This is a genomic window from Sphingopyxis sp. 2PD (assembly GCF_005503695.1).
GTDB lineage: Bacteria > Pseudomonadota > Alphaproteobacteria > Sphingomonadales > Sphingomonadaceae > Sphingopyxis.
The window spans coordinates 63,697-84,231 of sequence record NZ_SCMU01000008.1 but is presented as its reverse complement, the minus strand read 5'-3'; the positions used below and the strand labels follow the sequence as shown (position 1 = coordinate 84,231).

Sequence of the window (20,535 nt, the reverse complement as noted above, 5' to 3'; positions counted from 1 at the left end):
GGTTCTCATCCAAGTGCACATCCGCAGGTGACGGATGCGTGAGAGAGACAGGTAATACTAGCCATGCGGCAAATGGCAGCGCCATCCGGGCGACCGCCGCGGCCAAGTTCGAGGACGGGGCCGACGGCAAAGACGCGAACCAAGGCGGAAGCCGCCACGCGTCCCGCAAATTTCGTACGACCGCGCAGCTATGCCGCGATCGACCTTGGCACCAACAACTGCCGGTTGCTGATTGCCCGTCCGCAGGACGGCGAGCTGGTCGTCATCGACGCTTTTTCGCGCATCGTCCGGCTGGGCGAAGGGTTGCACGGCAGCGGGCGGATCAGCGATGCAGCGATGGATCGCACCGTCGCGGCGCTGGCGATCTGCGCCGACAAGCTGCGCCGCCGCCATGTGTCGCTGTCGCGCGCGGTCGCCACCGAAGCGTGCCGCCGCGCGGCAAACGGCGCCGAACTGGCCGAGCGGGTGCGGCGCGAAACGGGCATCGTTCTCGACATTATTTCCGCCGCCGAAGAGGCGCGACTCGCGGTGCTCGGCTGTCACAACCTCATGGAACCCGGCGATGGTCCGGCGCTGATTTTCGACATTGGCGGCGGCTCGACCGAGCTGATGCGCGTCGACGTATCCGACCATGACGTCACGATTCGCGACTGGATCAGCGTGCCGTGGGGCGTGGTGTCGCTGACCGAACATGCGCCGCTGCCCGACGACAGCCTGGCCGGACGCCAGGCCGCCTATGCCCATATGCGCGAGGTGACCCGCACCGCCTTTGCGGCCTTTGCCGGGCGCGCCGAACAGTTCGCCGGGCAAAAGCTGCGCTTGCTGGGCACCAGCGGGACGGTGACGACGCTGGCCAGCGTGTTCCTGAACCTGCCGCGATATGATCGCCGCGCGGTCGACGGGCTGGTCGTGCCGGCCGATGCGATGCGCGGCATCAGCCGCCGCCTGGCCGACGCCAGCATCGCCGACCGCGCCGAGATTGCCTGCATCGGCCGCGAACGCGCCGACCTGGTCGTTGCCGGCTGCGCGATCCTGGAAAGCATCATCGACCTGTGGCCCGCCGCACGCGTCGGGGTCGCCGACCGCGGCATCCGCGAGGGAATTTTGCGGACGCTGGCGATGCAGGGGCGCGACGTCCCGGTGACGCGCCGCGAGTATCGCAAATGAGCGGCGGCAGCGGCAAGAGCGGCGGCGGCGCCAAGGGTTCGAGCGGTCGCGGCGGGCTGCACGTCCGCGTCAAGACCGCGAAAAGGCGCAGCACGTCGTCGACGCGCTGGCTGCAGCGCCAGCTCAACGATCCCTATGTCCGCCGCGCGCAGGCCGAGGGCTATCGGTCGCGCGCCGCCTACAAGCTGATCGAGCTCGACGACAAATTCGGCTTCATCAAGAAAGCCCGCGCCGTCGTCGATCTGGGCATTACCCCGGGCGGCTGGTCGCAGGTCGTGCGCAAGGCCAACCCGCGCGCGCGCGTCGCGGGGATCGACTTGCTGGCGTGCGAGCCGATCGAGGGCGTCGCGATCCTCGAGATGGACTTCATGGACGATGCGGCGCCCGACGCGCTGATCGAAGTGCTGGGCAGCGCGCCCGACCTGGTGATTTCGGACATGGCGGCAAACACCGTCGGCCATCAGCAAACCGACCATCTGCGCACGATCGCCCTGGCCGAAACCGCCGCCGATTTCGCGGTGCAGAACCTGCAACCCGGCGGTGCGTTCGTGGCCAAGGTGTTTGCCGGTGGCGCCGACCACACGCTGCTGACCTTGCTCAAAAAGCATTTTACCACGGTCAAGCACGCCAAGCCTCCGGCCAGCCGCAAGGGATCGCCCGAGCTGTATGTGATCGCGCAGGGGTTCAAAGGCCGCGGCGATCCGAAAACGGCAGAAAACCCGGGCGAGCAAGACGACTGAGCGCGCCTTGCGCCAAGTTCATTGCCGGGTCATTCATTCGCGCATAGATACGACGGTGGCGATCGGATCTTTCGGGATCCGGCGCCGGTCGCATAGCCATTCCCAAGGACGATCCATGACGCATCGGTCGCGCAAATCCATTGCCCTGCTTACCCTTTCCGCCTTTGTGCTGGCATCGTGCGGGGGCGGCGGCGGTTCGAGTACGGGTAGCAATGGCGGACCCGTGACCGTTACCCCGACCCCATCGCCGACCCCGACCCCGACCGGAGGCTGCGGCCTTGCCGCGCGGCAGGGATTTGCCAAGGCGGTGATCGACGAATGGTATCTGTTCCCCGGCGACGTCGCGACCGGGGTCAATCCCGCGAGCTTCGGCAATGTCGACGCCTATATCGACGCGCTGGTCGCCCCGGCACGCGCGCTCGGCAAGGATCGTTTCTTCACTTATATCACCTCGATCGCCGAGGAGAATGCGTTCTTTGCCAGCGGATCGAGCGCGGGGTTCGGCGTCCGCCTGACCTATGACCCGAGCGCCAATGTCGTCGTCATCGCCGAAGCCTATGAAGGCGCGCCCGCGATCGCCGCGGGCATCGACCGCGGCACGCGCATCGTGGCGATCGGCACCACGGCGAGCAACATGCGCACGATCGCGAACATCGTCGCGGCCGAAGGCACGCAGGGGATCACCAACGCCCTCGGCCCCAGCGACCCCGGCGTCACCCGCATCCTGCGCATTCAGGACAGCGCCGGCACCCGCGACGTCACCGTCGCCAAGGCCGATTATTCGCTCGACCCGATTTCGGATCGTTATGGCGCGAAGATCATCAGCGAGGGCGGTCGCAATTACGGCTATCTGAACCTGCGCAGCTTCATCTCGTCGGCGAACCCGCAACTCCGCACCGCCTTCCTGAATTTCCGCAATCAGGGGGTAACCGACATCATCATCGATTTCCGCTACAACGGCGGCGGGCTGGTTTCGACCGCCGAACTGATGGGCGATCTGATGGGCGAGGGGCGCAGCGGGTTGCTGTTTTCGCAGACCGTGTTCCGCCCGTCGAAAGCGGTGGAGAATGACGAGCATCGTTTTGCCCCGACCGCCGAATCGATCGCCCCGACGCGCATCGCCTTTATCGGCACCGGATCCACCGCATCGGCGAGTGAGCTGGTGATCAATTCGATGCTGCCGTACCTCGGCACCAACATGACGCTGGTTGGCAGCAATACCTTCGGCAAGCCGGTCGGCCAGATCGCGCTCGACAAGGCCGAATGCGACGACCGGATGCGCGTCGTTGCCTTTGCCACCGCCAATTCGACCGGGGCAGGCAATTATTACAACGGCCTGGCACCCCAGATTTCGAACAGCTGCGCCGCGGGCGACGATTTGAACCTGCCGCTGGGCGATGCACGCGAAGCGTCGGTGCGCGCGGCAATCGACTTCCTCGCCACCGGCAGCTGCACGACGCGGATCGCCGAAGCGAGCGTCGGGGCGGCCGCGCAGCGCAGCAGTACGCGCGTGCAGGCAGAACCCGAGATGCTGGTCCCCGCGCGACCGAGCGTTGCGCAGCGCGAATTGCCGGGGCTGTTTTAGGGTCGCGCCGACGCGCGGCGTAAGCGTCGGCTTTGGGGTAGAGAGCGGGCATCTAGATCCTCCCCGGCACGGGGAGGGGGACCAGCGAAGCTGGTGTAGGAGCACCATCGGCTTGCCCTGCCGCCGAAGTCGTGCTCCAATGCTACGTTCCCGAGAAGCTTGGTTCTTCCAGCCCAGCGCAGCGTAGACCGCCCGTGCCCCTCCGCCACCCTTCGGGTGCCCCCCGCTGGGGAGGATCGCTACGTCAGCAAGCGGTCGTTACCTGACGCAGTTACCGCCCCAAAACCTCCTCCACCCACGCCGGCACCAGCACCCCCGCCGGGCCGTGTCGGGCTTCGGCGAACCAGTAACTCCCCTGGCTCGGTTCCATGTTGAGCTCCAGCGTCAGCGCCCCCGATTGGCGCGCCTCGCGCACAAATCCCGCCGCCGGATAGACCGCACCCGAGGTGCCGATCGACACGAACAGGTCGGCTTGGGTAAGTGCGCGGTAAATCTCGTCCATCCGGTACGGCATCTCGCCGAACCACACGATGTCGGGGCGCAGCGTACCTCTTGCGCCGCAGGCCGGACAGGCGGGCCGGTCGAGCAACGTCCCGCGCCACGGCATCCGCGCATCGCACGCGGTGCACCAGGCGTTCAGATGCTCGCCATGCATATGGATCAGCCGCTTCGCCCCGGCGCGCTCGTGCAGGTCGTCGACGTTTTGCGTCACGATCAGCAACTCGCCCAGCCATTCCGCGTCGAGCCGCGCCAGCGCTTCATGCGCGGCGTTCGGCACCTTGGTCTGGATCGCTTCGCGGCGCATGTCATAGAATCGCAGCACCAGATCGGGATCACGCGCAAAAGCTTCGGGCGTCGCGACATCCTCGACGCGGTGCTGTTCCCACAATCCGCCGCCGTCGCGAAACGTATCGATGCCGCTTTCGGCCGACACCCCGGCACCGGTCAGGATGACGATGTTTCGAATTTTTTCCATGCCCAACCCTATCCGTTCGCCTCGAGCCCTTCGACTGCCTTAGCAGGCGCTCAGGATAAACTTCCACCGCCGGTGGAAGTCGAGAGGCGTTTGGCGCCGGACCAACGTGTCTCGACTTCGCTCGACACGAACGGCTAAAGGAAGGCCGCGTATCAGGGGACGGCATATGACCAGCATCGGCATTATCGGCAGCGAAGGACGGATGGGCGTCGCGCTCGCCGCGGCGATTTCCGAAGCGGGGCAGCGGCGCTGCGGCATCGACAAGGGCGGTGATGTGGTGAAGCTCGCGGGCGACGCCGACGTCCTCGTCGACTTTTCGTCCCCCGCGGCGCTTGAAGCGACGCTCGATGCCTGCGTCGCGGCCAAAAAGCCGATCGTCATCGGCACCACCGGGCTCGAGGAACGCCATCATTATCTGATCGACGATGCCGCCGCCGATATCGCGGTGCTCCAGACCGGCAATACGTCGCTCGGCGTCACCCTGCTTGCGCATCTGGTGCGCGAGGCGGCGGCGCGGCTCGATCCCGAATATGACATCGAGATTGTCGAGATGCACCACCGGATGAAGCTCGACGCGCCCAGCGGCACCGCGCTCCTGCTCGGACAAGCCGCCGCTGCCGGGCGCGGCATCGACCTCGCCACCTGTTCCGAACGCGGCCGCGACGGGCTGACCGGCGCGCGCGGGCATGGCAAGATCGGCTTTGCGTCGTTGCGCGGCGGCACCGTTGCGGGCGATCACGACGTAATCTTCGCCGGGCCGGAAGAGATGCTCACCCTGTCGCACCGCGCCGAAAACCGCATGATCTTTGCACGCGGCGCCGTACGCGCGGCGCTGTGGCTGACCGGGCAAAAGCCGGGGCGCTACACGATGCCGCAGGTGCTGGGGCTCTAACGTTCGACACGCGCCGAGCGTGGCGGACCGACCCGGCCCGCCACACGCGACGACCTCATTCGGCTATTTGAACTTCAGTTCGCGCAGCAAAAAGCTGCCCAATACGGTGCGGAATTTCGCTCGGTCGCCCGATTCGGCGATCATTTGCGTGTCGGTGCGCTTCATGAAATCGCGATAGGCCTGATCGCGTTTTTCATCCTCAGCCGCGTCGGGAAAGCTCGGGAAGGTGACCGACAGATACAGGTCGGGTTCGCCCGGGCGCGAATTGACATTATTGAACACCGCGTAACTGACGATCCAGCCTTTCGATTTGGCGAATTCCTGCGCCTTGCGCCATTCGTTCGCCAGATAGGTCGCATATTGCATGCCGCCGCCATCGGCGACGTCGATCATCGCCACTTCGCTATAATTGCCCGGGGCCAGCGGATAATTTTGCGCAGACGCGGGCGCGGCGACGGCGCACGACATCGCGACGGCCAAAGCGGCCGTTTTCAACAAATTGGACATGGTCTGGTCCTCCAATGCCGGAACGAGAACCCCCCTGGCTCTCTTGTCCGGTCCCCGGTGTCGACGCCCCGCCAACGCCTGTCGCAGCGCGACTCGGCATCGGGAGCGCGGAGGCTGCGCTTCTCCTTGACCCGAGTCAAATTTCCCGACTTGGAGTTGCCCCCCTGGCCGCGCTAGGGCAGGCGCGGCGCCGCATCGTTCGGGCGCGCTTTGGGGTTCACCGGATGAAACGCGCCGACATCTTCGAATTCTACCGTCGGCTTGCCGAACTGAACCCCAGTCCGGAAACCGAGCTCGAATTTGGCAACATCTACCAGCTGCTCGTCGCGGTTGTGTTGTCGGCGCAGGCGACCGACGTCGGGGTGAACAAGGCGACGCGGCGCTTGTTTCAGGAAGTCACCACGCCGCAGCAAATGGTCGAGCTCGGCGAGGCGGGACTGAAAGAGCATATCAAGACGATCGGGCTGTTCAACGGTAAGGCGAAAAACGTCATCGCGCTCTCCGAAATCCTCGTCCGCGACCATGGCGGCGAGGTTCCTGCCGACCGCGATACGCTGGTCGAACTGCCGGGGGTCGGACGCAAGACCGCCAATGTCGTGATGAACTGCGCGTTCGGCGCCGAAACCTTTGCCGTCGACACCCATATCTTCCGCGTCGGCAACCGCACGGGGCTCGCGCCCGGCAAGACGGTGCTGGCGGTGGAAAAGGCGCTGGAAAAAACCACCCCCGCGCCGTTTCGCGTCGGCGCCCACCACTGGCTGATCCTCCACGGTCGCTACATCTGCAAGGCACGGACGCCCGAATGCTGGCGTTGTCCGGTCGCTGACCTGTGCCGGTTCAAGCCGAATACGGCGGCGCCGAAGGGGTGGCAGAGGGGCTGAGCTGTCCCTGTTTCGCGGATGTCCACTTTGGGGTGGGGAGCGGACAGCTCATTCCGCGTTCGCGGGGGCGACGTCTTGATTCGGTCGTATCTTGCCGTACGGCATCCGGTCGCGGTGCGGCACTGGCGATTGCCACTTGCCGTCTGCCCATGACCCGCCATAACCCGTTGCTATGCGCATGCCTTACGCCCCGCTCGCCCTCGCCGCCGCCATGCTCGCCGCCGCGCCCGTCCACGCCAAACCTGCCGATGCCGACGCCGCGAAGCAGATCCTGAAGGACAGCATCGCGATCCCGACGGTCGAGGGGCGCGGCAAGGTGCCTGAACTGGCGGCCTATTATGCCGGGGTGCTGAAGGCCGCGGGCTATGCCGACAGCGACATCGAAATCACCCCGATGGGCGAAACCGCGACCCTCGCCGCGACGCTGACCGGCACGACGAAGAAGAAACCGATCCTGCTGCTCGGCCATATGGATGTTGTCGCGGCCGACCCGAAGGACTGGACGCGCGATCCGTTCGTGCCGGTCGAGGAAAATGGCTATATTTTCGGTCGCGGGTCGGAGGACAACAAGTTCGACATCGCGATGATGGTCGCGACGATGGCGCAGCTGAAAAAGGACGGCTTCAAGCCGCAGCGCTCGATCATCCTGTTGCTGACGGGTGACGAGGAAACCCAGATGGTGACGACCCGCGCGCTCGCCGCCAAATATAAGGACGCCGAATTTGCCCTGAACGGCGACGGCGGCGGCGGGACGCTCGGCGAGGATGGCAAGCCGCAATATTACGGGCTTCAGGCGGGCGAAAAAACCTACGCCGACTTCACGCTCGAAGTCACCAACCCCGGCGGTCACAGCTCGCGCCCGTCGCCGGTCAATGCGATTGTCCAACTCGCCGCGGCGCTCGAAAAGGTTGGCGCCTATAAATTCGCCGCGCAGCAGAACGAGCTCACCAGGATCGGCCTGCCGATCGTCGCCGACCAGGTCGGCGGCAATATGGGCGCCGCGCTCAAGACCTTCGCCGCCAATCCGGAGGATGAAGCGGCGATCACCAAGATTCGCGCCGACCCCGAATATGTCGGCCAGATCGGCACCACCTGCGTGCCGACGCTGGTCAAGGGCGGCCATGCCGAAAATGCGCTGCCGCAGCGCGCGACCGCGAACATCAACTGCCGCATCTTCCCCGGTGTGCCGGTCGAAACCGTACGCGCCGAACTCGAACGCGTGATCGCCGATCCGGCCGTCAAGGTGAACACCGATCCCGACGCCAGCGCCAGCGACGCCTCGCCGCTGCGCCCCGACGTCATGGCGGCGGTCAAGAAAGCGGTCCACGCCCGCGCGCCCGGCCTGCCGATCATCCCGTCGATGAGCGCCGGCGCCACCGACAGCTATCATTTCCGGATGCAGGGCGTGCCGAGCTATGGCGTTGCGGGACTGTTCTCGAAAGCCAGCGACAGCTTCGCGCACGGCCTTAACGAACGCGTCCCCGTCGACGCGATCGCGCCCGCGCTGGCGCATTGGGACAGTTTGCTCCGCGATTTGTCGAAATAGGCGTGCTAATCAGGTCGTCGCCCCCGCGCAGGCGGGGGCCGCCATCGGCTTTTCACGGCGGTGTGGATTAAGGTGGCCAGCGGCCCCCGCCTGCGCGGGGGCGACGTTTATGCCAACGCCGCCACCGCCCGCTCGATCATCGCCACCGCCGCCTCGGCGCCAAAGCTGCCCGCATCCAGCGACAGTTCGAGCCACAGCCCGTCGACCATCGCGGTCAGCATGATCGCCAGCCGCTCGGCATCGCGCGCGCCGCATGCGGTCAGCAACTCGCCCAGCCGTGCGCGGTACCCGGCGTAACTTTCCGCGTGAATTTCCGCCATCCGCGCATCGCTGCGCGCCAGCGCCCAGAAGGCTGTCCACGCCCCCAGCAGTTCGGGATCGGTCACCGGCGGGCGAAAGCTGGCGGTGAGGTACGCGGTCAGCCGTGCGTGCGGATCGGCACCGGCGCCCGCGACCGCCGCCGCAAAAATCGCGTCCATCCGGTCGCTCGTCGCCTGATAGGTCGCCGCGACCAGATCGTCGATGCCATCGAAATAATGGCGCAGCAGCCCCGGCGACACCCCCGCTTTGGCGCAGATCGCCCGGACATTGGTTCCCGCCAGCCCATGCTCCGCCAACACCGCCGCGGTCGCCTCGATCAGGTCAGCCCGGCGGGCATCGGCGCTTTCGCGCGTAAAGGCTTGGCGAGCGGGTTGCATCTTGTTATACGTTTGTACAACAAGGATCGATTCATGGCAACGCTGCGCGACACTTTGGACAACATCGACGACCTCGACGGCTGGTCGCTCCCGGCCTGGACCTACAGCGACCCCGATTTCTACGCCGCCGAAATGGAGCGAATCTTCCGCCCCAGCTGGCAGGTCGTATGCCACGATAGCGACATTCCGAACGCGGGCGACTGGCACAGCATCGATTATTGCGGCGAAAGCGTGATCGTCGTGCGCGGCGCCGACCGCATCGTCCGCGCCTTCACCAACGTCTGCCGCCACCGCGGCTCGCGCTTGGTCGACGGCAGCGCGGGCTGCGCAAAAAAGCTCGTCTGCCCCTATCACGCCTGGACCTACGACCTCGACGGCCGCCTGACCGGCGTCCCCGACAGCGCCAGCTATCCCACCCTCGACAAGGGCAAGGCGTCCCTCGTGCAGGTCGATCTGGAACAATGGCGCGGCTTCTGGTTTGTGCGCCTGACCGACGATGGCGGCCCTACGGTCGCCACGATGATGGCGCCCTATGAGGAGCAGGTCGCGCCCTATCGCTTCGAGGACCTCGGCGCGCTCGGCCGTGTCACGCTCCGCCCGCGCGAGGTGAACTGGAAAAATGTCGGCGACAATTATTCCGACGGCCTCCACATCCCAGTCGCGCACCCCGGCCTGACCCGGCTGTTTGGCAAAAGCTATGGGGTCGAGGCGACGGATCATGTTGATCGGATGTGGGGCGATTTGATCGACCGGCCATCGGTCAACTGGTCCGAACACATGTACCAGCGGCTGCTGCCGCCGGTCCCGCATCTGCCGCAAGCGAACCAGCGCCACTGGCTCTATTTCAAGCTGTGGCCCAACGTGGCCTTCGACATCTACCCCGACCAGGTCGATTTCATGCAATGGCTGCCGACCGGCCCGACCAGCTGCCTGATCCGCGAAATCAGCTACGTCCTCCCCGATGCGCGCCGCGAAATGAAGGCGGCGCGCTACCTGAACTGGCGGATCAACCGCCAGGTCAATGCCGAGGACACGTTGCTCATCACCCGCGTCCAGCAGGGGATGGCCTCGCAGAGTTTCACCATGGGGCCGCTCAGCGACAAGGAAGTGTGCCTCAAGCATTTCTGCGCCCGGATGCGCGACCTGATCCCCGAATCCCGCCTCGAACAAGCCCCGCGTGCGGGATGGAGCAAAGCATGACGAAATCTTACGACGCCCTCATCATCGGCGCCGGCCACAACGGCCTTGTCTGTGCCTTCTATCTCGCGCGGGCAGGGCTGAAGGTGCGGATCGTCGAAGCGCGCGACGTCGTCGGCGGCGCCGCGGTGACCGAGGAGTTCACACCGGGCTTCCGCAATTCGGTCGCCAGCTACACGGTCAGCCTGCTTCAGCCCAAGGTGATCGCCGACATGAAGCTCGCCGATCATGGCTATCGCGTGATCGAGCGGCCGATCAGCAACTTCCTGCCGCAGGAAGATGGCGGTTACCTGAAGCTCGGCGGCGGGCTGGAGCGCACGCAAAAGGAATTTGCGCGCTTCTCGGCGCATGACGCGGCGCGCCTTCCCGAATATTATGACATGCTGGAGGGGGTTGCCGATGTCCTCCGCGACCTCGCGCTCAAATCGCCTCCCAATGTCGGCGACGGCTTCAAGACCCTGATCGATGCAGCGCGGCAGGGGCGCGGGCTGACCAAGCTCAACCTGTCGCAGCAGCGCGACGTGCTCGAACTCTTCACCAAATCGGCGCGCACCTTCCTCGACAGCTGGTTCGAAAGCGAGGCGGTCAAGGCGGCGTTCGGCTTCGATGCCGTCGTCGGCAACTACGCCAGCCCCGACACGCCGGGCAGCGCCTATGTCCTGCTCCACCACGTCTTTGGCGAGGTGAATGGCAAAAAGGGCGCGTGGGGACACAGCGTCGGCGGGATGGGCGCGATCACCCAGATGATGGCGAAGGTCTGCACCCAGCTGGGCGTCGAGATCAGCCTCGAAAGCCCCGTATCGCGGGTGCTTGTCGACGGCGGCAAGGCGGTCGGCGTCAAGTTGGTCGGCGGCGAGGAAATCGCGGCGGCGCGCGTCATCGCCAATGTTGGCCCGAAACTGCTCTACGAACGCCTGTTCGACGAAGCCGACATCGCCCCCGAATTCCGCCGCCGGATCAAGGCATTCAAGGCGGGCAGCGGGACGTTCCGCATGAATGTCGCGCTCAGCGAGCTACCCAGATTCACCTGCCTGCCCGAACCGGGCGAGCATCATCAGTCGGGGATCATCATCGCCCCGACGCTCGACTATATGGACAAGGCGTTCCTCGACGCGAAGGAACATGGCTGGTCGAAGAAACCGATCGTCGAAATGCTCATTCCTTCGACCGTCGATGACAGCCTTGCCCCTCCCGGCCAGCATGTCGCCAGCCTGTTCTGCCAGCAATTTGCGCCCGAGCTGCCGGATGGTCGCGATTGGGACGCCGAAGAGGGCGCCGCCGCCGACTGCATCATCGATACCGTCGAAGCGCACGCCCCCGGCTTCCGCGCCTCGATCGTCGGCCGCCAGATCCTCAGCCCCAAGGGGCTCGAACGCAAGTTCGGCCTCGTCGGCGGCGACATCATGCACGGCAATATGAGCCTCGACCAGCTATCGTCGGCGCGCCCGGTGCTCGGCAACGGCGCCTATCGCGGGCCGGTGAAGAACCTCTACATGTGTGGCGCGGGCACCCACCCCGGCGGCGGCGTTACCGGCGCGCCAGGGCACAATGCGGCGCAGGTGATCCTACGCGATCGCGGCTGGTTCGCGCCCCGCTGGGCCTGATCGCCGCATCGCGAGATAGATCGGCAGCCCGGCGGCAGTCAGCCCGATGCTCCACAGGCTCGCGTCCAACCCGGCACCGTAAAAGGCCCAGCAGCTATAAAGGAAGCCCAGGAGGGTGAGCGTCACAAAGGTCGGTGACGCCTTGATCGCGCCTTCATGCTCGAGCTTCAGCGCGGCGAGCGCGCCGACGATGTAAAAGATGATCGCGGTCGAGGTGGTCACCAGCACCATGAATTTGAACAATTCGGCCAGACCGCGCGAATAATTGGCATAGACGACAATGCTGGCGAGTGTGCTCGACACGATCTGCGTTACCCAAGGCACCGCGAAACGATTGTCCTTGGCAAAGGCGGCGGGCAGCAGTCCGCGATGCGCGAGGTCGCGCGGGATTTCGCCTTGCAGCAGCACGAAGCCATTGAGCGCTCCGAGCGCCGCAACCGCGGCGAACAGCGCGACGGCTTGCCCCGCCGACGGGCTGACGAGCGCACTGAAAAAGGTCGCATAGGCGGCGTTCGAGCCCTCGAGCGTCGCGAGCGGTAACAGCAAGGTCACCGTCGTACATGACAGCAGATAAAGCAGCCCCGTCGCCGCCGCGGCGATCAGCGTTGCGCGCGGCACCGTTCGTTCGGGGTCGCGGACGCGGTCGCCGACGATGCAGGCGCTCTCGAACCCGAGCAGCGCGAACAGCGTCAGCGTTGCGGCGGTACCGATATTGCCGATATTGACGGGCTTGGTGCCGACCATCGTCGCGGTCGGCGCGTCGCCGGTGCCGAGCAGCCACAGCGCGACGATAACTGCGCCGACCACCGGAATCAGTTTGAGCCCGAGGGTCAGCAACTGTGCTCCGCCGGCGCGGCGCACCCCCATCAAATTGATCAGCGTGAAAATCCAGATGAACGCGATTGCGATCACCGCCGTCCCCGCTCCGGCGTTGCCCAGGGATGGCATCAGGATCGACAAGTTGCTGATCGCTGCCACGGCGAGCGTCGCGACGACGGTCCAGCAACTGATCCAATAACTCCATGCGACGATGAAGCCGGTGCCGGGACCAAAGGCGGCGGCGGCGTAGGTGTAAGTCGCGCAGCCCCGCGGCAGCCTTTTTGCGAGCCGCGCGAACGCGACCGCCAAGCAGAGCGTCCCCGCAATCGACACCCCCCAGCCGATGACCGCGTTCCAGCCGAGCGGCGCCAGATCGCGGGGCAGGAGGAACACCCCCGCTCCGATCATATTGCCCATGCCGAGCGCGACGCACATCAAAAGGCCGAGCTTTTGGCTCGGCCTTTCGTCGTTGGTCACGCTGGCGGTCACCCGGTCAGAAATCCTTGCTGACCTTGATCCCGATCAGGCGCGGACGCACGATATTGTCGTAAAAGACGCCGCCGGTGCTGCTGACCCCGCCGGGGTCGCCGCAGATCGACTCGCCGCACTGGACCGCGCTGTTGATCACGCCATTGCTGTTGAACAAGTTGGTCGCGAACAGCTCGGCATCCCAGCCTTCGCCCTTGACGCCAAAGCTGATGTCGGCGGTGGTATAGGCCTTGAAATTGCCGACGATGTCGTTTTCGAACGGACGCAGGTCGGACCGGCGTTTGCCGATATGGTTGACCGCGAACTGGAAATGCCCGTCCATGCCGCCGATCGGGAATTCGTACCGCGCGATGGCATTACCCTTGAATTTGGCGGTAACGGGCAGGCGCGAACCGGCCGGGGCGAGCAGCGCGTTGGTCTGACCCGGCGGGTTGATCGTGCAATCGAACGTCGCATTGGCGATGCGGCAAAAATCGCGGCGGATCGTCGCGTCGTTGTAACTGGCGCCGAGGTTCAGCGTAAAGCCGCCGGCACGATAGTTGAGGTCGGCTTCGATACCGCGGATCCGGGCGATGCCGGCGTTGCGGATTTCGGTGAGGCCGTTGGCGCCCAGGAACGACAGCTGGATGTTGTTCCAATCCTCCTGATACACGGCGCCGTTGAAACGGACCGGGCCGAACGACGTTTTCCAACCGAATTCATAATTGTCGAGCGTGTCAGGCCCGTAGGGATCGAGCGTCCCGCGGCGATTGATCCCGCCCGGGCGGAAACCGCGCGACCAGGTGCCGTACAGCATCACGTCGTCGTTGACCTTGTAGTTCAGGTTCAGCTTGTGGATGAAGTCGGTGTCGCTCGTGCTCTTGTCGAGGTTGGTGCAGGGCGAACCCGTGATGATCGTCGGGGCAAAGCACGCCGCTTCGCCCGTGCGGCTGCTGTACCCTGCCGAATAGCCGAAAAAGCCGACGAGGCTGTTATCGAACTTATAGACGCGGCCGCCGCCGGTCAGCGTCAACTGGTCGGTGATGTCGAAGCTGATCTCGCCGAACGCGGCATAGTCGCGGTCGATGCGCAGCTGTTTGGTCAGCCAGATATTGCTGTCGGTGCCGGTGACCGTGATCGCGTCACCAATGTTGTCGATGATGTAATTCTGCTCGATATTGTGCGACTGGCGCTGCCAGAACAGGCCGCCGATGAAGCGGATACGCGCGTCGGCCGGAGAGGCGACGCGGATTTCGGCGAAGCTGCGCTTATAGCGGTCGATGCCCTGAATATATTGGTTCGGGTTGACCGGATCGCCGTTATTGTCGGTGAAATAGGCGCCATAACCATAGAGCGCGTCATAGAAATAGGCGTAGTCCGAATAGTCGCTTTCGGTCTCGGTCTTGCGGCGCATATGCCCGCCGGTGACCGTGAGGTCCCAGCTGCCGATCTTGCCCTCGATCGTCATCGCGGCCTGGATCCATTTGTCGTCGCCGCGCTCGGGGTTATATTGCACCGTCTGCAGCTTACCGGTGACCGCGCTCGACCGCTCCTGCGTAAAGCTGCCGTTCGCCTTCTGGATCTGGCCCATCAGGTTCGGGCGGATCGTCCAGTCGTCGTCGAGTTCGATGCCCAGCGCCAGACGCGCGCCATAGGTATCGACGTCATTATAGTCTTTTTCCACCAGATTGGCGTTCGACTGGGTGATACCGCTCGTCGCATAGGTGCGGCTGCCCGCGATATTGTCGATATAGCCCGCGTCATGGCGGTACCAGCCGACAAGGCGCAGCGCCGCCTTTTCGCCCAGCGCGGCGTTGACAAAGCCTTCGGCAACCCCGCCGATGCCGCCCTTGGACACCGTGTTGAGCTCAAGGCCCATCGAGCCATAGGTGCCGCTGGTATCGGGCTGGTTGGTGATCAGGCGGATCGTGCCCGCCATCGAACTGGCGCCATAGAGCGTGCCCTGCGGCCCGGCGAGCGCCTCGACGCGCGCCAGGTCATAGGCGTGGATGTCGAGCGCACCCTGGATCGTGGTGATCGGCATTTCGTCGAGATAGGTGCCGACCGTCGGCAGTGAGGCCGAGTGGTTGGCGTTCTCGCCCGAGGCGACGCCGCGGAAATAGACCTGCGCAAAACCCGGACCCGCGGTCTGGATTGTCACCGACGGCAGGAATTTGACGACATCCTGGAATTCCTTGACCTGCAGCTCGTCGAGCCGCTCAGTGCCGATCGCGGTGATCGCCAGCGGCACATCCTGCAAATTCTGCTCGCGTTTCGACGCGGTGACGACAATGTCGCGATCGTCGTCTATTGCCGCTTCCTGCGCCAACGCCGCGCCCGACGTGCACAGGATGGTCCCGGTGAGCAGCAGCGCGCTGCTCCGTACCAGACCGGCTGAGAACTTGACCATGAGACCCCCCTCAAATGACAGCTGTATGACGCGAACATGACGCAGCGCAGCAAGAGCGCAAGCCTTGTTCGCTGACCCGGTGCGTCGTTGGTCGAAAATGTCGCTTGCTGTTGCCAAAAGGCAACGAATTTGCTCGCGCGCTCAGTCGAAGCCGAGCGGCGGAGCCGGATAGGCGCCGAGGACCGGCCCGAGGGCGGCCTTTAGCGGGGCGAGCCAGCCGTCATAGGGGCGCCACTGATCGACCCCGTCGCGATTGATCGGGCGGCGAACCTGCTCGCTCGATGCGGTGCGGACCGCGCGCGCATTGGCGTGGAACGCCATGCACGCCTCCTCGAACGGCAGGCCGAGATAGCCCAGCATCGCGCGGACTTCGGCCTCCGGGTCGTCGAGCAACGCTTCGTGGATCACCCGGTGGACACAGCCCGGCTGCACCGCGTCGATATGCGCCATCAGCCGGACATAATCGCGGTAATAGGAGCCCATGTCGGCGAGGTCGTAACTGAACGCCTGTCCCTTGGCATAATGCTGGCGGAAATTGGACCAGCAACAGTCGAGCGGGTGCCGCCGCGCATCGATGATCTTTGCACGCGGCAGGATCAGGCGGATCAGCGGGACATAGCGCCAGTTGTTCGGCAATTTGTCGATATAGAAGGGCTTGCCGGTCTTGCGCTGCACCGCGGTGCGGCGAAGGAAGGCCGCGCCCATTTCGGCCAGCCGCTCGGGCGGCGCGTCGGCGAGCGCGGCAACCCAATGCCGCCCTTCGCCCTGCGTCTCGCGCCCCAGCCCCAGCGCCAGCGCGGGGATGTCGGGCAGCTCCATCGTGCCCTCGATGGCCGAATGGCTGGCCAATATCTGCTCGATCAGCGTCGATCCGGCGCGCGGCATGCCAAGGATGAAGATCGGGTCGGGCGCGGGATCGCCCATATCGGCGCGGGCGACGAAAAAATCGGCGGTGCAGGTCGCGATCGCGGCATCGACGATCGCGCTGGTGTCGGCGGCGTCATAGCCCAGCTGGGCGGCGCGGATCGCATTGCCCGCGGCATAGTGGCGAAATGCGGGTTCCGCCTCGCCCGCGTCGTCATAGGCTTTGCCGAGCGCGAAGTGCAGGTGCAGTCGGTCGTCGTCGCGCCCGGCGTCGCGCGTATCGATCGCGGCGAGCGCCGCCTCCATCGCAGTCCGATCATCGGCGCCGAAGCGGATCGTCTTGAGATTGGCGAGGCTCCACCAGAGCTCGCCCAGCCCCGGATCGATCGCCAGTGCGTGGCGATAGGCGGCGATGCTGTCGTCCTGCCGCCCGACGGTCTTGAGCATATGGCCATAGCTCATCCACAGCTTGGCATGATCCGGAAAGCGCCGGGTCAGTTGTTCGTAAAGTGCGATCGCTTCGTCATAGCCGCCGATCCGGCCCAGCGCCGCGGCCTTCAGATTGGCATGCGCCGGATTGTCGGGATCCTCGCCCAGCACCGCATCGAGCGTTTCCGCCGCTTCGGCATAGCGGTTCTGCTTGTAATAGACGGTGGCGAGATTGGCGCGCGCGGCGCCGAAACCCGGTGCCAGCTCGAGCGCCCGGTTGAGCAATTTTTCGGCATCGCCATAGCGCCCGATCCGCCCCGCGACCTCGGCCAGCATCCGGATTGCGGCGACATCGGTCGCATCCTCGCGCAGCCGCTGGCGGAGCGCCGCTTCGGCATCGGGCAGTCGGTTGTCGGCAAGCGCCAGCGCCGCATCGACCATCGCTTCATCGTGGATTGTGGCGCCGACCGCCGCAAGCGACGCGGCTTGGGCTTCGCCCACCCGATCCAGCGCGCGCAGCGCCTGGGCGGCCAGCCGGTGCGCGGCCGCGGATGTCGGCACCGCCTCGATGATCGCCTGCGCCTGCGCCAGCGCGCTTGCGGGTTCGGCGACCAGCAGACGGCGCGCATTGGCGATCGCGGCATCATGGGTGACCGTCGCCATGCCCGTCGTCGTCAGCTCTGGGCCGCGCGGGCCTTGGCGATCGCCTGCTTCAATGCGTCGTAGCCGATCTGCCCCTGAAACAGCTGGTCGCCGACGATCCACGTCGGGGTGGCGTTCAGTTGCAGCTGGGTGGCGATCGCAAGGTTGCTGTCGATCTCGCGCTGGAACAAAGCCTCGTTCGCGGTCGCGTCGGCGGTGCCGTCGGTAACGACCCCGACCTTGGCGGCGGCGGCGGCAATCGCGGCCTTGTCGAGCGAGCTCGCCGCAAACATCGCGTGGTGGAACGCGTCATATTTGCCCTGGCGCGCCGCGGCGAGCGCCATGATCGCGGCATCGCGGCTCTGCGGCGCGATGATCGGCAGTTCACGGAACACGACTTTCAGCCTTTTGTCTTCGCGGATCAGCCGGTCGACGTCGGGCACGCTCGCACGGCAGAAACCGCAGGCATAATCGGTGAACACGACCAGCGTCACATCGCCGTCGGCATTGCCCGCCCACGCCCCGGCATAGGGTTTTTCCAGCGCCGGACGGACGACGTCGATCGCCTTGGCGATTTCGCTGTTGCGCTGTGCTTCCAATGCCTCGGGAATGATCTGCGGGTTCGCCTTGATGTAATCGGCGACTACGCCCTCGACCTCGCTCTTGCTCATCCCGCCGCCGAAGCGGCCGCCGAGCCAGAATGTGGCGGCAAGCAGTAACAGCCCGCCAAGCGCGATGCCCCAGATCCGTGTCGATCCGCCGTCCATCCCCATCCCCCCGATTTGTGGCAAGCGCGGCGCGGCCATCGGCCTGGTCGCCGTCGGCTTCCTTGCTGGCGGCGCGACCATTGGCGATCGATCGTCGCCTTCGGCCATCGCCGTCGCCACCGATACGGGCGCGCGTGCCGCTTCGCCCGCGAACAGCGGCAGGTCGGGTGCCGACTGGTCTTTGGCGCGCGCCGCGGCTTCCTCGCGGGCGAGCAATTGCTCCAGGCCCGAGGGCGGCGGCGTCAGCTCTTCGCGCGGGCTCGGGCGCAGCTTTGTCGCGGCTTCGCCGATGCTGCCCCGGATGCTTTCGCTTCCCGCCTTGGCGATCTGGCCGACGCCGGCCTTCGTGCGGTCCGCGACCTCGCCGAGCCCGCGGCCCGCGTCGCTCGACAGCTTCCGGGCCTTGTCGCCGAGCGCCAACTTGTCCCACGCTGCGCCGCTGGCCCGCGCGGTGGCGCGGCCCGCCTGCGCCGACCCGCGCCCGATCGCGCGCGCCGCCCTGGCCGTCAGCGCGCCGGTCCTGGCGGTGAGGTCGCGCGTGCGCCGGGGAATCTCCATCGCTTCGACGCGCGCCGGAATGTCGGCGCGGTCGCCGACGCGGATCGTCCAGTCGGCAAAGGCGTCGGCTCCGGCGCGCAGCGCCTGCCAGACACCTGCGGCACCGGCCTTGACCTGGGCCGAGGTAACGACGGGTTTGCGCGGGGCGGGTGCGTCGGCGGCGTAGCGCGAAAGGTCGATGCCGACCGGCGGGATGTCGCGCGGCTTCGCCAGCCCGTCGTCTGCGCCGACCGGCGGCCGCGGCGCGGCCGTCGGGGTCGGCTCCGCATCGCGCAGCCACGGCTGGTAATATTCGTCTTTATTGTCAGTCACTTGTTGCCCTTATGCATCGATTTTGGCGATGCGTCCCCGCAAATTGCTGGCGAATCTAGCGTCGTTTGCGCTCTTGTTCCACCTCGGCGCGCGCAACCAGCGCAATATCCTGTGCACGGATCCAGTCGGGCGTATTCTGCGCCAAACCCTGCATCGCCATTTCGGCATTACGCAGCGCCAGCGACGCCTGTCCACCCTGCAACGTATAGCGTTCCGCCGAGGCGAGCGCGGCGCGCGCCTGATCGCCCTTGTTCGCGTAAACAATCCCCAGCTGATACCAGGCAAAGGGGTTCTGGTTGTCGAGCGCGACCGCAGTTTTCAGCACCTGTTCGGCCTCGGCGAAATTGGCCGGGTCTTCGGTCGCGATCAACGCATGCCCCAGCGTGGCGCTGATCAGCGGCTGCGACCGCGACAGCGTCACCGCCTTGCGCAGCGCGGGAATGGCCTCCTTCGGACGCCCGGATTCGAGCAGCACCTGCCCTTCGAGTTCGAGGAAATAGGGGTCGTTCGGATCGGTCTTGAGCAATGCGTCGACCTCTGACAGCGCCTTTTGCGGATAGGCGCTGCGGTGCCAGGCATAGGCGCGGGCGTAGCGTGCCGGAATGGTCGTATTGGTTTCGGGGAATTTGCGCAGCGTCCGGTCGGGGTCGGTCATATAGCCCGACAGCTTGGCCTTGATGCGCTGGAACCGTTTTTCGATCACCGGGTCGGCGGGCTTCGCCCACGCCGGATCGATGACATAGACCTCGCGCAGCGTCTGGATGCGGTCGCCTGACATCGGGTGGGTGCGGCCATAGGCCTGATCGTCGTCCTGCTTGACCGCATAGCGGAATTCCAGATTCTGTAATTTCTTGAAGAATGCCAGGCTGCCGCGCCCGCTGATCCCCGCCTTGGACAGATATTGCGCGCCGGCAGCGTCAGCGGTCGATTCCTGGACGCGGCTGAACGCCAGGAACTTGCCGAGCGCGGCCTGCTGCCCCGCCATCATCACCCCCATGCCGGCCTCGCCCGCCCCCGCCGCGATCGCCGCGGCACCGAGCAGCAGGCTGAGCAGCGAAATCCCGGTTGCCGCCTTTGCGCCTTCGTTGACGCGAATCGCATGGCCGCCGATGACATGGCCGAGCTCGTGCGCGAGCACGCCCTGCACCTCTTCGGCGGTGTCGGCGGCCTCGATCAGACCCGCAAAGACATATACATCCTGGCTGCCCGCAACGAAGGCATTGATGCTGCGATCGCCGAGCAGGTGGACGCGCACCTGCCCCGGTTGCAGCCCTGCCGCGACGAGCAGCGGGTCCATCATGTCCTGAAACAGCGCCTCGGTTTCGGCGTCGCGCAGGATCGACTGCGCCATCGCCGGGCGCATCGCGACCGCCAGCATGGCGAGCAGGGTCAGGAGGATGCGGAAAAGCGGGCGCGATCGATGCGCCCGCAGCGCGGTTCGCGGCGGGGGGACTGTCATCGCCGACTGTCTTG

16 protein-coding genes are annotated in these 20,535 nt (G+C 65.7%); 8 read left to right on the top strand and 8 right to left on the bottom strand.

All coding sequences use genetic code 11. From position 1 onward, the window contains the following. Positions 1 to 63: 63 nt before the first annotated feature. From FFS18_RS08655 to FFS18_RS08645, 3 genes are all read left to right on the top strand, one after another. Positions 64 to 1,167: a Ppx/GppA phosphatase family protein gene (locus FFS18_RS08655; protein WP_120217966.1), complete on the top strand. Its 1,104-nt coding sequence runs from the start codon at positions 64 to 66 to the stop codon at positions 1,165 to 1,167. Next, positions 1,164 to 1,907 (top strand): RlmE family RNA methyltransferase, encoded by a 744-nt coding sequence (locus tag FFS18_RS08650; RefSeq protein ID WP_249340346.1) that lies wholly within the window; start codon positions 1,164 to 1,166, stop codon positions 1,905 to 1,907. Before FFS18_RS08655 ends, FFS18_RS08650 begins: the two co-directional genes overlap by 4 nt. Before the next feature lie 115 nt (positions 1,908 to 2,022). After that, positions 2,023 to 3,492: a S41 family peptidase gene (locus FFS18_RS08645; protein WP_137870466.1), complete on the top strand. Its 1,470-nt coding sequence runs from the start codon at positions 2,023 to 2,025 to the stop codon at positions 3,490 to 3,492. Positions 3,493 to 3,763: 271 nt separating this feature from the next. Here the strand turns inward: FFS18_RS08645 and FFS18_RS08640 are convergent, their stop codons facing one another. Then, entirely contained in the window at positions 3,764 to 4,468 is a 705-nt protein-coding gene (locus tag FFS18_RS08640; protein ID WP_137870465.1) for an NAD-dependent deacylase, read from the bottom strand. A 166-nt stretch (positions 4,469 to 4,634) separates the two neighbouring features. On the opposite strand from FFS18_RS08640, the gene dapB reads away from it, so the two are divergent. Beyond that, the gene (dapB, locus tag FFS18_RS08635) at positions 4,635 to 5,360 is read left to right on the top strand and encodes a 4-hydroxy-tetrahydrodipicolinate reductase (RefSeq protein ID WP_120217972.1); all 726 of its coding nucleotides are present in this window, start codon (positions 4,635 to 4,637) and stop codon (positions 5,358 to 5,360) included. Between the two features lie 63 nt (positions 5,361 to 5,423). Here the strand turns inward: dapB and FFS18_RS08630 are convergent, their stop codons facing one another. Then, positions 5,424 to 5,867, bottom strand: a complete 444-nt coding sequence (locus FFS18_RS08630) for a hypothetical protein (RefSeq protein WP_120217973.1) — start codon at positions 5,865 to 5,867, stop codon at positions 5,424 to 5,426. Between the two features lie 224 nt (positions 5,868 to 6,091). On the opposite strand from FFS18_RS08630, the gene nth reads away from it, so the two are divergent. Continuing rightward, the gene (gene nth / locus FFS18_RS08625) at positions 6,092 to 6,748 is read left to right on the top strand and encodes an endonuclease III (RefSeq protein WP_137870464.1); all 657 of its coding nucleotides are present in this window, start codon (positions 6,092 to 6,094) and stop codon (positions 6,746 to 6,748) included. Between the two features lie 172 nt (positions 6,749 to 6,920). Beyond that, entirely contained in the window at positions 6,921 to 8,294 is a 1,374-nt protein-coding gene (locus FFS18_RS08620) for a M20/M25/M40 family metallo-hydrolase (RefSeq protein ID WP_137870463.1), read from the top strand. 107 nt (positions 8,295 to 8,401) lie between these two features. Here the strand turns inward: FFS18_RS08620 and FFS18_RS08615 are convergent, their stop codons facing one another. Continuing rightward, positions 8,402 to 8,992: a TetR/AcrR family transcriptional regulator gene (locus FFS18_RS08615; RefSeq protein ID WP_137870462.1), complete on the bottom strand. Its 591-nt coding sequence runs from the start codon at positions 8,990 to 8,992 to the stop codon at positions 8,402 to 8,404. Between the two features lie 33 nt (positions 8,993 to 9,025). Here FFS18_RS08615 and FFS18_RS08610 point away from each other — a divergent pair, with 33 nt between their 5' ends. Continuing rightward, positions 9,026 to 10,192, top strand: coding sequence for an aromatic ring-hydroxylating oxygenase subunit alpha (locus tag FFS18_RS08610; RefSeq protein ID WP_137870461.1), 1,167 nt, complete (start codon positions 9,026 to 9,028; stop codon positions 10,190 to 10,192). Then, on the top strand, positions 10,189 to 11,793 hold the full coding sequence (locus FFS18_RS08605; protein ID WP_137870460.1) for a phytoene desaturase family protein: 1,605 nt from the start codon (positions 10,189 to 10,191) through the stop codon (positions 11,791 to 11,793). The genes FFS18_RS08610 and FFS18_RS08605 overlap by 4 nt, the downstream gene beginning before the upstream one ends. Here FFS18_RS08605 and FFS18_RS08600 read toward each other — a convergent pair. The 5 genes from FFS18_RS08600 to FFS18_RS08580 form a co-directional block, all read right to left on the bottom strand. Then, positions 11,755 to 13,101: an APC family permease gene (locus FFS18_RS08600; RefSeq protein WP_120217978.1), complete on the bottom strand. Its 1,347-nt coding sequence runs from the start codon at positions 13,099 to 13,101 to the stop codon at positions 11,755 to 11,757. The two genes, FFS18_RS08605 and FFS18_RS08600, sit on opposite strands and share 39 nt — an antisense overlap. A gap of 4 nt (positions 13,102 to 13,105) precedes the next feature. Further along, positions 13,106 to 15,490, bottom strand: a complete 2,385-nt coding sequence (locus FFS18_RS08595) for a TonB-dependent receptor (RefSeq protein ID WP_137870459.1) — start codon at positions 15,488 to 15,490, stop codon at positions 13,106 to 13,108. Between the two features lie 141 nt (positions 15,491 to 15,631). Next, positions 15,632 to 17,446 (bottom strand): tetratricopeptide repeat-containing sulfotransferase family protein, encoded by a 1,815-nt coding sequence (locus FFS18_RS08590; RefSeq protein WP_137870458.1) that lies wholly within the window; start codon positions 17,444 to 17,446, stop codon positions 15,632 to 15,634. Between the two features lie 11 nt (positions 17,447 to 17,457). Next, complete coding sequence (locus tag FFS18_RS08585; protein WP_137870457.1) at positions 17,458 to 19,062, bottom strand: DsbA family protein; 1,605 nt, start codon at positions 19,060 to 19,062, stop codon at positions 17,458 to 17,460. Positions 19,063 to 19,117: 55 nt separating this feature from the next. Continuing rightward, complete coding sequence (locus FFS18_RS08580; protein ID WP_120217982.1) at positions 19,118 to 20,521, bottom strand: M48 family metalloprotease; 1,404 nt, start codon at positions 20,519 to 20,521, stop codon at positions 19,118 to 19,120. Positions 20,522 to 20,535: the final 14 nt, after the last annotated feature.

Excerpts from the sequence above, each read along its gene's own strand:
- FFS18_RS08655 (WP_120217966.1), top strand. The coding sequence starts at position 64 with ATGCGGCAAATGGCAGCGCCATCCGGGCGACCGCCGCGGCCAAGTTCG.
- FFS18_RS08650 (WP_249340346.1), top strand. The coding sequence starts at position 1,164 with ATGAGCGGCGGCAGCGGCAAGAGCGGCGGCGGCGCCAAGGGTTCGAGC.
- FFS18_RS08645 (WP_137870466.1), top strand. The coding sequence starts at position 2,023 with ATGACGCATCGGTCGCGCAAATCCATTGCCCTGCTTACCCTTTCCGCC.
- FFS18_RS08640 (WP_137870465.1), bottom strand. The coding sequence starts at position 4,468 with ATGGAAAAAATTCGAAACATCGTCATCCTGACCGGTGCCGGGGTGTCG.
- dapB (WP_120217972.1), top strand. The coding sequence starts at position 4,635 with ATGACCAGCATCGGCATTATCGGCAGCGAAGGACGGATGGGCGTCGCG.
- FFS18_RS08630 (WP_120217973.1), bottom strand. The coding sequence starts at position 5,867 with ATGTCCAATTTGTTGAAAACGGCCGCTTTGGCCGTCGCGATGTCGTGC.
- nth (WP_137870464.1), top strand. The coding sequence starts at position 6,092 with ATGAAACGCGCCGACATCTTCGAATTCTACCGTCGGCTTGCCGAACTG.
- FFS18_RS08620 (WP_137870463.1), top strand. The coding sequence starts at position 6,921 with ATGCGCATGCCTTACGCCCCGCTCGCCCTCGCCGCCGCCATGCTCGCC.
- FFS18_RS08615 (WP_137870462.1), bottom strand. The coding sequence starts at position 8,992 with ATGCAACCCGCTCGCCAAGCCTTTACGCGCGAAAGCGCCGATGCCCGC.
- FFS18_RS08610 (WP_137870461.1), top strand. The coding sequence starts at position 9,026 with ATGGCAACGCTGCGCGACACTTTGGACAACATCGACGACCTCGACGGC.
- FFS18_RS08605 (WP_137870460.1), top strand. The coding sequence starts at position 10,189 with ATGACGAAATCTTACGACGCCCTCATCATCGGCGCCGGCCACAACGGC.
- FFS18_RS08595 (WP_137870459.1), bottom strand. The coding sequence starts at position 15,490 with ATGGTCAAGTTCTCAGCCGGTCTGGTACGGAGCAGCGCGCTGCTGCTC.
- FFS18_RS08590 (WP_137870458.1), bottom strand. The coding sequence starts at position 17,446 with ATGGCGACGGTCACCCATGATGCCGCGATCGCCAATGCGCGCCGTCTG.
- FFS18_RS08580 (WP_120217982.1), bottom strand. The coding sequence starts at position 20,521 with ATGACAGTCCCCCCGCCGCGAACCGCGCTGCGGGCGCATCGATCGCGC.